The sequence below is a fragment of the Selenomonas sp. WCT3 genome, assembly GCA_900100835.1.
In the GTDB taxonomy this organism is placed as follows: Bacteria; Bacillota; Negativicutes; order Selenomonadales; family Selenomonadaceae; genus Selenomonas_A; species Selenomonas_A ruminantium_E.
In genome coordinates this window covers 126,138-136,251 of sequence record FNCM01000003.1, presented here as the reverse complement: position 1 = coordinate 136,251, position 10,114 = coordinate 126,138, and the positions used below count along the sequence as shown (strand labels likewise).

Annotated in this window: 11 protein-coding genes; 3 read left to right on the top strand and 8 right to left on the bottom strand. The window is 49.2% G+C overall.

Annotated elements, in window-relative coordinates; genetic code table 11:
- Positions 1–19 precede the first annotated feature (19 nt).
- From BLQ36_RS03860 to BLQ36_RS03830, 7 genes are all read right to left on the bottom strand, one after another.
- The gene (locus tag BLQ36_RS03860; RefSeq protein ID WP_074514068.1) at positions 20–1,678 is read right to left on the bottom strand and encodes a ShlB/FhaC/HecB family hemolysin secretion/activation protein; all 1,659 of its coding nucleotides are present in this window, start codon (positions 1,676–1,678) and stop codon (positions 20–22) included.
- 63 nt (positions 1,679–1,741) lie between these two features.
- Positions 1,742–2,404, bottom strand: coding sequence for a YSC84-related protein (locus BLQ36_RS03855; RefSeq protein WP_074514067.1), 663 nt, complete (start codon positions 2,402–2,404; stop codon positions 1,742–1,744).
- Between the two features lie 299 nt (positions 2,405–2,703).
- Entirely contained in the window at positions 2,704–3,525 is an 822-nt protein-coding gene (locus BLQ36_RS03850) for a M15 family metallopeptidase (RefSeq protein WP_074514066.1), read from the bottom strand.
- A gap of 115 nt (positions 3,526–3,640) precedes the next feature.
- Positions 3,641–4,561, bottom strand: coding sequence for an alpha/beta hydrolase (locus BLQ36_RS03845; RefSeq protein WP_180364826.1), 921 nt, complete (start codon positions 4,559–4,561; stop codon positions 3,641–3,643).
- A gap of 35 nt (positions 4,562–4,596) precedes the next feature.
- Entirely contained in the window at positions 4,597–5,328 is a 732-nt protein-coding gene (locus BLQ36_RS03840) for a L,D-transpeptidase family protein (RefSeq protein WP_074514064.1), read from the bottom strand.
- A gap of 95 nt (positions 5,329–5,423) precedes the next feature.
- Positions 5,424–5,846, bottom strand: a complete 423-nt coding sequence (locus BLQ36_RS03835; RefSeq protein WP_074514063.1) for a PPC domain-containing DNA-binding protein — start codon at positions 5,844–5,846, stop codon at positions 5,424–5,426.
- Between the two features lie 69 nt (positions 5,847–5,915).
- Positions 5,916–6,413 carry a methylated-DNA--[protein]-cysteine S-methyltransferase gene (locus tag BLQ36_RS03830; protein WP_074514062.1) on the bottom strand — a complete coding sequence of 166 codons (498 nt, stop codon included), beginning with the start codon at positions 6,411–6,413 and terminating at the stop codon, positions 5,916–5,918.
- Between the two features lie 187 nt (positions 6,414–6,600).
- Between BLQ36_RS03830 and BLQ36_RS03825 the strand changes: the two genes are divergently transcribed.
- Together BLQ36_RS03825 and BLQ36_RS03820 are read left to right on the top strand one after the other, a co-directional pair.
- Positions 6,601–7,038: a Fur family transcriptional regulator gene (locus tag BLQ36_RS03825; protein ID WP_074514061.1), complete on the top strand. Its 438-nt coding sequence runs from the start codon at positions 6,601–6,603 to the stop codon at positions 7,036–7,038.
- Positions 7,039–7,205: 167 nt separating this feature from the next.
- Complete coding sequence (locus BLQ36_RS03820; RefSeq protein WP_081342220.1) at positions 7,206–8,069, top strand: metal ABC transporter substrate-binding protein; 864 nt, start codon at positions 7,206–7,208, stop codon at positions 8,067–8,069.
- A gap of 77 nt (positions 8,070–8,146) precedes the next feature.
- Here the strand turns inward: BLQ36_RS03820 and BLQ36_RS03815 are convergent, their stop codons facing one another.
- On the bottom strand, positions 8,147–8,632 hold the full coding sequence (locus BLQ36_RS03815) for a hypothetical protein (RefSeq protein WP_074514059.1): 486 nt from the start codon (positions 8,630–8,632) through the stop codon (positions 8,147–8,149).
- Between the two features lie 227 nt (positions 8,633–8,859).
- Between BLQ36_RS03815 and BLQ36_RS03810 the strand changes: the two genes are divergently transcribed.
- On the top strand, positions 8,860–10,110 hold the full coding sequence (locus tag BLQ36_RS03810; RefSeq protein WP_074514058.1) for a histidine-type phosphatase: 1,251 nt from the start codon (positions 8,860–8,862) through the stop codon (positions 10,108–10,110).
- The last annotated feature ends 4 nt before the right edge of the window (positions 10,111–10,114 follow it).

Below are 10,114 nucleotides of genomic sequence, written 5' to 3'. Positions count from 1 at the left end.
CCCAGGCTCCGTACATGACTTAGAAGGTAGCCGACAAGCTGAAATCCACTCTTGTGCTGCTCAAATGGTTATCATAAAAGTCCTTTTTTAACGGGAAACCCATCGTTAAGCTGCTGTATATATTCTTGTACCTCGCTGTCAGCCCCCATCCCATGCTCATCAAAGTATGATGCTCTGGTGCTGTATCCCCGGCCACGGTTCCCCAATCAAAGAACGGGAAGGCGAAAAACCGTCTTTCCTTGTCTAAGGGAATGTGGTATTCAATTCCTGCCGATAGGCCTCGCTCCCCGCCGATAAAGCCTTCTTCATACCCCCGGACACTGTTAACACCGCCCAGGAAGATGCGGTCTGAGGAAGCCAGGTAGCTATTCGATGCCCACTGACCATCCAGCCGCCCCTGCCAGAACTGTCCATCCTTGCAGCGTTTCTGCCAGAAGGAACTCAGGCGGTAAAGCCTGGCGGTATCCGAGCCCCCATCGATATCCTTTCGCTTTGCCTGGACGAAGGAGTGCTTGTGGTAAAGCACGGCGGAATTCCCATAATGCGTGAAAGAAACATATGGACTTATCCGCTGTATCCTGTCCTCCAGCCAAGGCACTACCAAACCTGTGCCATGCCCCAATTCCGTTTCGGCCTTTTGATAAACATACTGCAAGCCTGTTTCATGACGGGAATGCTCCGTCATACGGAAAGGCACACGCCAAGTTAGTGAAAAAGAACTAGACTTCCCTTCAACGCCTAACTTCTTCAGCTCTCCATTCGTCACTTTTGTACTATTGCCGGCATAATTAACATCCAGCCGCATACCTGTAGAAGAAACCGGCACGCTGTACCCCAAAGACCAAGCTTTCGTACCTTGGCTGCGAAGGAAACTGCTTCGCAGGGCATCCCGATATTTTGACAAGCTCCTCATGTTGTAAAATAAGCCTTCCCGCCAGCGGCCGTTGCTTTTATAGCCATCATTATCGATGTAGAGCGTAACCGAATCATTCTTAGGCTCAAAGGCTATGATTTCATAATCCGTAGTATTTTCATTGGTGCCCGGCTTCAGTATTACCCGGAGCTGCAAATCATTGGTGCCGTGAAACCAACGCAGGCTGCGATTCAGTTTATCAATATTGGCAATTTCTCCCGGCTTCAACCCCAGCCGGTCTGTGATGTATTTGTCCTTGGTATAACGATTCCCTTGGATAGTGATTTCTCCCGTCTTCCCTTCGATAAGGCGAATCTCCACCACCCCATCATGAATTCGCTGGGGAGGCAGCACCGCCCCACAGGTCATATAGCCCCTTTCCTTATAAAGCTCCGTAATACGGTTGGCCATTTCCCGCAAATCCTTCAGGGTAATCTGCCGCCCTACATAACCATCCACCACAGCATGAATCGCTTCTGCCGTCAAGATTTCCGACGGGTTCCAAGTAACCTGCTTCAATTCAAAATGGAGTTTTGCGTCAGTATCATCGGCAGGAGAAACTTCCGCTGTCTCCACCTTATTTTTCTTGGCCGCCTCATCCTCGGCAATTTGTTCCCGAACCTGTTCTCGTTCCATGTCCCGGCGGTCCCGTTCCATCTGTGCCCCGGCATCCATCCCCCGATTCCAGTCTGGGGCCGCCATGACCTGTCCTTCTGCTAACAACCCCAAAGTAATCATCAAACAAAGCGAATTGATTTTTTTCATCGTAACCACCTATATAGTAAAGTGTTTTCTTTATTTTTAGTTTATTCTTTATATAATATCGTGTTATTTACCTTTTTCCTTAAGTTCTTTTTCTGTAGCAGCATCAGCACTGCCTTCCGCCTCCTTTTTTGGTTCATTCAATTTTTTATCCGGGAAAATCTTTGTTCCCTTGATGGAAGCTTCCAAGGCTAAGCCCTTTTTCGTAATCTGATAAACCCAAATACCATCTCCAGCAATGGAAGCACCATCCACCGAAGCACCTTTTTTCCCATCTTTGGCAGCAGCATCCGCCGAAGTAGCAAATTTCACCTTACCAGAAATAAAGGATTTCCAAGCATCTTCCGTACCTATGACGAAAATCAGGTCGTATTCTTTTATTCCTAATCCCAAGCCGAGCCCCATTTCCTTCATGCGCATATAGACCTTTTCCTTGGTGGCCTTGTTTATCGCCACGCCTCTGCCGTGGGCATCCCCCAGCCAGCCAAGCTTCATGCCCGTATTGCTCAACGTTGCGTAGGCATAGCAATCATGGATAACCTTTTCAGCGGTGGGAATCTTAGCATAAAGATTCGCCAGAGCTTTCGTGGACAGTTCATCGATTTCCGCCCGTGCCTTCGTGATTTTCACCTGCTCCTTCGCTGTTTTGTCCGCATCAGCTGCCCAAACCGTGCCGGTCATCAAACACAACAACATCATTACCATCAACCATATTGCCGATTTTTTCATAGCAATCCGCCTCCTTAATAGATATCCATCCTTCATTTTTCCAAAAGCTCCAGCAGGCATTTGACCTCCGTCAGTTTATCCACAATTAGCCCGCATCGGAACGCTTTTTCTCCGCCATCCTCTCCGCGGGGCTGCAGATATTCAGCGTCAGACAATCCTCGCTCTGCCTATGATGTTCCCCCCTATTCAGATTGAGGAAAAGCAGGGCATTTTCAGCCCTGCTTTTTTCTTCACCTAATATCTGAAATCTTATTGAATTTCCCAGCAACAGCTGCCGCCATAATTATTGCAGGGATTCCTTACATATTTTTCTGAATGGGGAACGTAAAATATGTATTTGGATAAGGCTCATTTTTCAGCGTAAAATGCCACCATTCCGTATCCAATGCTTTAAAGCCATGCCGCAACATTGCCTCGCGCAAAATCATGCGATTCTTGAACTGCACCTCATTGATTTTCCCATCTTTTGGCTTTTTATTCCCCTTATATTTTCCCGTGTACTTACCTGTCTCAGGGTTTCCACACCAATCCGGGTGACTCTCGATGCCGAAATGATCAAAGGTTGCGCCCATATCCACATCTTTACCTGTCTGCATATTGAAAAGGGTCAAATCTACTGTAGAACCACGGCTATGTCCCGACTTAGCATCAATATAGCCATCGGCAAAAAGTCTCGTTTTATCCACCTGCGGATAAAAATACTCTTTCATGCGCTTGTCCCCAAGATTCTCGGCCCAGGCCACAAAATTGTCTACAGCCATCTGTGGCCGGTAGGCATCATAAATTTTCAGCCGGTATCCCTGTTTCTTCACATCATCCGAAACCTCTTTAAGTGCATCGGCAGCCTCCTTCGTCATGAAGATACGTGGCACTTGATACCCGGCAATACGGTCCCCCACAAAATTATAAGTGGAATAATAACGCGGCTCCAAAATGACATCCGGCACCGCTTCAGATAACTCCACAAATCCCGAACTATCCGCCGGATTCACCTTTGTCCCCATTGCTTCAGTGGCCGCTGGCACTGATCCAGCACTGGCAATGGGGGCCGCCATCAAAGGAACCGTCAAACTCGCAGCAATAAATAAACCACTGATTACTTTGCTAAGTCTTAATCTCATCCAATTTCCTCCCTTTTCTAAAGCTGATTCATTATTCGATACGTATCATCTCTGCCCATATACTTCTTTCTTTTTTCTTCATTTCCTGCTATTTTTGATAAATTGGCCTATCCTTTTAATCCATATAGGACGCTAAAAAGTCAAAAACCCTCCGATAATATTCCTTAGGAACCGTATTTTTCGCATCCGCATGTCCTGCTCCTGCTATCACCACTTTTTCCTTGACTGGTGCCGCAGAGGATTCATACAATTCTTCCATCATACTGACAGGGACCAATTTATCCGCCTCCCCATGGATAAACAACATCGGCACCTCGGTGCGGGCAACACTGCGCAGCGGTGCTGCCTCCGAAACGGCCGCACCTGTTTTCATCCGGCTGACAACATCCACACAGTTCATCACCGGAAATTCCGGCAAGCCAAACAATTTCTTTAGCTGTCCCGTAAACATTGCATAGGCACTCGTATACCCGCAATCCTCGATAGCAGCCACCACCTGTGGCGGGTGTTTAGCCGTTGCCATCATCACCGTGGCCGCCCCCATGGAAATCCCATGCAGCGCAATTTGGGCCTTATCCTCACGCGTCGCGATTTCCCTGGCCCAATGAACAATATCATCGCTTTCCTTTACACCCATGGTAAAGTATTTCCCCTCGCTCAGCCCTGCCGCCCGTAAATCCGGCGTCAAGACATGATAGCCGCGCTTTAAATATTCAGAAGCATAATCCCACACAAAACTTTGGTTGCGGCCATAACCATGTACCAAAATCACCCAACGATTGCTAGGCTTTGCCGGCGAAAAGTGCGTAGCCGTGAGTTTAAGTCCATCCGAAGAAACGATTGTCCAGATTTCATTTTCTACCGTAGGCTTGGCTGGCGCATCGAGTCCCGGCTCCACAATCTTGGCAGCCGCCTCCGGTATCGACGTAGCATCCGCCGGATTTTTCCGGCACAGGGCATAATCCACAAAACCACTACCGACTAAGTACCCGGCCCCGCCCAATACCATCAGCAGAAAAAAACCTGCGGCCAGCAAGTTTTTCCACCCCCTGGACCTTTTCCCTGTTTTCATCATATCCCCCAATCTGCAGCCGCAGCCGGCGAAAGATTTTTCAAGGAATCGATAACGACCACACAATCCGGCCGCACCGTCTGCATTACCAAGCGCATCTTATCCTGCGGAATGGCCACACAGCCACCAGTATACGGCTTATTGGGTCCCATACAGTGCAAGAAAATGGCCGACCCCTTCCCAGGGATACCGGCCTCATTGTAGCTGATATTGAGGCAATAAACATAGTGAACCGTATAATCTATGATATGTTCACTGGCAGCTTTATTCAGTCGCGGGTATTTCCGGATGTCTACCATCTCGTTGTATTTCATCCCTGGCCGCACATCCCCTGACCAATACATATTTTTATCCACCTGGGTATAGGGGATGACACTGCCCGGGTCCGGGGCAATGCCAAATGCCTTCGTAAAATGGAAGGTTCCCACCGGCGTCTTAGCATCACCTTCCTTCACCTTGCCCAACCCCCTTTTGCCAATATAGCCTGGGGTAGTCATAACCTGCTGCCACGTTCCCCTGTCATCCTTTTCATGCAACGAGACCCAAGCCGTAGTCTCCCCAACACCAGCCACCACCAAAAGCTGCGCAGCCTGCTTCGCCGCAGGAAGGGTATGCACCCATTCCGGTGACGCCTCCCTTGCCTCCAGCTGGCCGGCAAATATATTTTCCATGGAAAACAACATAGCCAAACCAATTACAGCCATCCAAAAGATTTTTTTCGTTCTGGTCATCAATTTTTACTCTTCCTTTCTGTCGAAAAGCTATCACTGGCCCGTTATTTTAATTATCTCCGCTTATTCTCTCCAGCCAAGCGCCTTAGTGCGTCTTAGAATTTCCAGACATTCAGCCCAGTCTGCGCACTCTTCTTCCGGTCTATCTTCCCCGGCAGCATCGTCAGTACGATTTCGGCCGTGGCACTTACCACCGCCTCATTAAGATGACCTCCATAGGCATGTCCCTGCTCATCCCCAATGACGATATGCAAATGGCTGTATGGCTCATCGTTCATCGTATCAAGCGTTCCGGTAAGTGACAGCATTTCAAAGACACCTTCCACGGTATTGGCTTTGTACTGCTGGGTCGTGACATTATACACGCCCATAACCACCCGCTTCACAGCCCCAAGCCCCTGAACCTTGGCCAGCTCGATCCGCTCCTGCTGTGCCACCTGCCTAAGAGCGGCACAAATCTCATCATCAGGGTCCAGGCGCACCAGTATACTCGTATCATCCAAAATCTTGCACTCCATACGCTGCTCCTTTCTAATCCATCTATCTGTCGCCTTATAGATTCGCCAACAGCCAAGGCAGTTCCTTCCTTACCGCTTTCCTTCTAATTCCAATAAATACTTTTTCCGCCACAAACCGCCCGCATATCCCGTAAGACTGCCATCACTTCCCACCACGCGATGACAGGGCACAATGATGGCAATGGGATTATGGCCTACCGCACCGCCTACAGCCTGTGCTGACATTCGTTTTTTTCCTAACCTATTCGCGACCTCTGCCGCAATATCCCCATAACTCACCGTTGTTCCATACGGAATGCGGCTCAGAATATCCCATACCACACGCTGGAATGGTGTTCCCGACAGGAACAGAGGCGGCATAAAATCCGGGCAGCTGCCTTGAAAATAGCCGTCAAGCCATCGCCGCACAGAATCGAAAACTGGCAGCGCCGCATCAAACTTTACCTCCGGCCCTACCGTCAAGCGTTTCCCTTCCACCTCCACAAAATCCAATTCTGTCAAAGAGCGGCCATCCCCCAGCATATACATTTCTCCTACTGGCGATTGATACTCCGCACAATAAAGCATTCTCTCACCACCTTTCTTTTTTAGTCTACCATATATCTTCTTTCTATGTTTCCCCTAAAGCTTTACACACCGGAGCAATAAAAAACTTGCTTCTGGCAATAAACCTGAAAATAATAGTTTTTCTGGCCAATCAGGAATAATGACGTTATAATAACGAATAGCAGCATGACAATCGAGGTGACATTCTATGACGAAAAAACAGACGCCTCTTGACCGGCTTCGCGTCAAAGGCTATAAGATAACGCCACAGCGGCGGGCCGTCCTGCAGGCCTTTGCCAACTGTCCGCCCTTCCCTACGGCACAGCAAATCTGCGAAGAGGTTCACAAACATCAGCCAGATGTATCCCTTGACACCATCTATCGCAATCTTTCCCTGCTGACGGAACTAGACATCGTCCACGAGATTTTCCGCAGCTCCGGCAACGTCTATGAACTGACTAGTGATGCCCATCACCATCATCACCTGGTCTGCACCGAGTGTGGCCATACCGAATGCATTGACGTCTGCCCGATGACGGAAGCCTACGAGCAGGAAGCCGCGAAAAAGGGGTTTCAGATTACCGGACACATCTTTGAGTTCTACGGACTCTGTCAAAAGTGTCAACAAAAAAAACCGAAAAATTGACAAGTCAACGACAAGAGCAATGATAAAAATTATCAAAAGCTCTTGTCATTTTTTATTTACGTGTTATAATCGTAAATAGTAATATTCCTATTTACTTTTTTCTTTAGGAGGTCCTTATTTTGAAATGCAAAACTTCATTTCTCTGCCTGCTCGTCGCCTTCTGCCTGATGCTCACCGGCTGTGGCGCGGGGAGCAATCAATCGTCGTCAAATACCACGGGCAAAGACGGCACCTTCCATATTGTCACTACGTTCTATCCTATGTACATCGACGCCATCAACATCACCAAGGGAATTGACGGAATCACCGTCACCAATATGACCAAGCCCCAAACTGGCTGCCTGCATGATTATCAGCTGACCACGGAAGACATGAAGACCCTCGAAAAAGCCGATGCCCTCATCGCCAACGGGGCCGGCATGGAAAACTTCCTGGACAAAGTCATCAAGGAACAAAAAAAACTCAAGGTCATTGACGCGTCAAAAGGCATCGAACTGCTTAAAGACGGTGATGAGGAAAACCCACATGTCTGGCTTAGCATTACAGCCAACATTGAACAGGTCAAAAACATCGCCGAACAGCTGAAAGCTGCTGATCCCCAGCATGCTGACGCTTATCAGGCTAATGCCGATGCCTACATCCAAAAGCTCGAGGCCCTGAAAAAGGAAATGCATGAAACCCTCGACAACGTCCCCCATAAGGACATCGTGACCTTCCACGAAGCCTTCCCCTATTTTGCCAAGGAATTCGGCCTGAACATCCTGACGGTCATCGAACGGGAACCGGGCACGGAACCGACGCCGGCGGAACTGCAGGCAGTCATCGAACAGGTAAAACCGCTTACCGCAAAAGTCCTGTTCACCGAACCGCAGTATTCCCCTGAAGCGGCCAAGACCATAGCCCGGGAAACCGGCGCCAAAATCTACACCCTTGACCCAGTGGTAACGGGCGAGGCTAACGAATCCGCTATGGATGCTTACCTTACCACCATGCGCAAAAACATGAACACCTTAAAAGAAGCCCTGCAGTAATCACGCGGGCCTAACAAAATGACCGGTCAGCTTGACAATTCGAACTGTCAAGTTGACCGGTCATTTTTAATGTATTGTCACTGCCAAGTCACCCAGAAACATTTGTAGGCCCCATCGTAAATCGTCGTAACCGAACCGTCCTGAAGGTTTAACACCCGGTAATAAATATGGTCATCATCCGTCGAGGCTCCATTGCTTATGGAAATCGCCTCCGCATACAAGACATAATTGCCATCCGGCGAAGGGGTGCAGCAGGTAATCCGGGCGTGTTCTCCCGCCTTTTGCCTTACTAATTCATAGGCACTACTGGATTGGTCGATTTCGCTCCGGTCAACCGATACTCCCTGATAGGCCACCTCCTGCAGCCCCCAAAAAGTTCGCTTATAGGCTTTATGCTTATAAGTATTGGTAAAGGTAATTCCCTCGTAATTCTTTATGTTCCGATAGGACTGGGAAAAATCCACATTTCCAAAGATGAACAACAAAAAGTACATAACCGATACGACCAGGATGAGACCAGCGGTCCCACCGACTAACAGTAAAAAACGCTGTAACCATTTCATCGCCAATTTCAGACTCCTCATCTATCCATTAACCTTTAACACAGACTATGATAAATGCCGTTCCTTATAATTCGATAAAATCCAGCCGTCGTATCGATATTCTCATATACTTTTTATTTCGCCATAATCCAAGAAAATCCTGTCCATCGATAAATTGAACGAACCGCGCCATCCATGCTACAATTTAAGCAGAAATGACATTGCGATTCAGAAAGGCGCCGATACTTATGCATAAAAAAATTCTCGTTCTCCTGCTTGGTTTTCTTCTGCTGTTGCTGCCAGCTTCGGTTCAGGCCGCTGCCGTTAAAAACTATCCGCTAAAACAAGTGCTGATTCTCAGCCGCCACAACATCCGGGCCCCACTTGCCGGCCGCGATTCTGCCCTGGCAAAACTCACGCCTCATGACTGGTTTGCCTGGCAGTGTAAACCGGGGGAGCTTTCTCCCCGGGGCGGCGAGCTGGAAGTGCTGATGGGCCAGTATTTCCGGCAATGGCTGGAGCAGGAGCAGCTGCTTCCCCCCAATGCCCAGCCACAGCCCCAGGAAGTACGCTTCTATGCCAACTCCTTCCAACGCACCATCGCCACGGCCCATTATTTTGCCACCGGTCTGCTGCCCGTGGCAAACGTAACGGTTGAACACCATCAAAAGCTAAATGAAGCCGACCCAGTATTTCTGCCAGACCTGCCCGATAACGAAGCCTTCCGCCAACAAGTGCGGCAAGAATTTCAGGATGCCGGGCTCGAAAAAAAATTGCAGGAGCGCGGCCAGCGTTCCTGCAAAGTACTGATGAAACTATTGGATTTTGATCGGTCAGCCTATGCGGCTAAGCACGGCCCACTTCCGCTAACGGGCACTATTACCCCGCTAAAAGACGGCGGCATCGGCCTTACCACGCCTTGGAGCGCACTTGTACCAGCCAGCGACGCCATAACACTACAATACTACGAAGAAGAAAACGATTGGCGTGCCGCTTTCGGCCACCGGCTGACGGAACAGGATTGGAAAGACGCCGCCGCCCTGAAGGAACTTGGCATCAATTCGCTGTTTCAGACCCCAACCGCCGCCAAAGCCCTGGCCGCTCCGCTGCTCACGGTTATAGAGCAGGAACTCACCAAGGACCAGCGAAAAATCACCTTCCTTGGCGGTCACGACGTCAACCTAGCCGAAGTCCTGCCAGCACTGGGCGTTGAAGATTATACACTGCCCAACAGCATCGAAGAAAAAACTCCCATCGGTGCCAAACTCGTCATCGAAAAAAGACAGGGACAAGACGGCGAAGAATACGCCACCCTGTCCCTAGTTTATGCCAACGCCCAACAGCTTCGCCATCGCACGGCTCTTAGCCTCAACCATCCACCAGAGCGGGTTTACCTGCAATTAAAAGGATTAAAGGCTAATGGCGACGGTTTCTACCGCTTCGCCGACCTAAAGCAGCGCATCGAAAGCGCCACTGCGGACGGGACGCATTGGAAGTAACAAA

Excerpts from the sequence above, each read along its gene's own strand:
- BLQ36_RS03860 (WP_074514068.1), bottom strand. The coding sequence starts at position 1,678 with ATGAAAAAAATCAATTCGCTTTGTTTGATGATTACTTTGGGGTTGTTA.
- BLQ36_RS03855 (WP_074514067.1), bottom strand. The coding sequence starts at position 2,404 with ATGAAAAAATCGGCAATATGGTTGATGGTAATGATGTTGTTGTGTTTG.
- BLQ36_RS03850 (WP_074514066.1), bottom strand. The coding sequence starts at position 3,525 with ATGAGATTAAGACTTAGCAAAGTAATCAGTGGTTTATTTATTGCTGCG.
- BLQ36_RS03840 (WP_074514064.1), bottom strand. The coding sequence starts at position 5,328 with ATGACCAGAACGAAAAAAATCTTTTGGATGGCTGTAATTGGTTTGGCT.
- BLQ36_RS03835 (WP_074514063.1), bottom strand. The coding sequence starts at position 5,846 with ATGGAGTGCAAGATTTTGGATGATACGAGTATACTGGTGCGCCTGGAC.
- BLQ36_RS03830 (WP_074514062.1), bottom strand. The coding sequence starts at position 6,413 with ATGCTTTATTGTGCGGAGTATCAATCGCCAGTAGGAGAAATGTATATG.
- BLQ36_RS03825 (WP_074514061.1), top strand. The coding sequence starts at position 6,601 with ATGACGAAAAAACAGACGCCTCTTGACCGGCTTCGCGTCAAAGGCTAT.
- BLQ36_RS03820 (WP_081342220.1), top strand. The coding sequence starts at position 7,206 with ATGCTCACCGGCTGTGGCGCGGGGAGCAATCAATCGTCGTCAAATACC.
- BLQ36_RS03815 (WP_074514059.1), bottom strand. The coding sequence starts at position 8,632 with ATGAAATGGTTACAGCGTTTTTTACTGTTAGTCGGTGGGACCGCTGGT.
- BLQ36_RS03810 (WP_074514058.1), top strand. The coding sequence starts at position 8,860 with ATGCATAAAAAAATTCTCGTTCTCCTGCTTGGTTTTCTTCTGCTGTTG.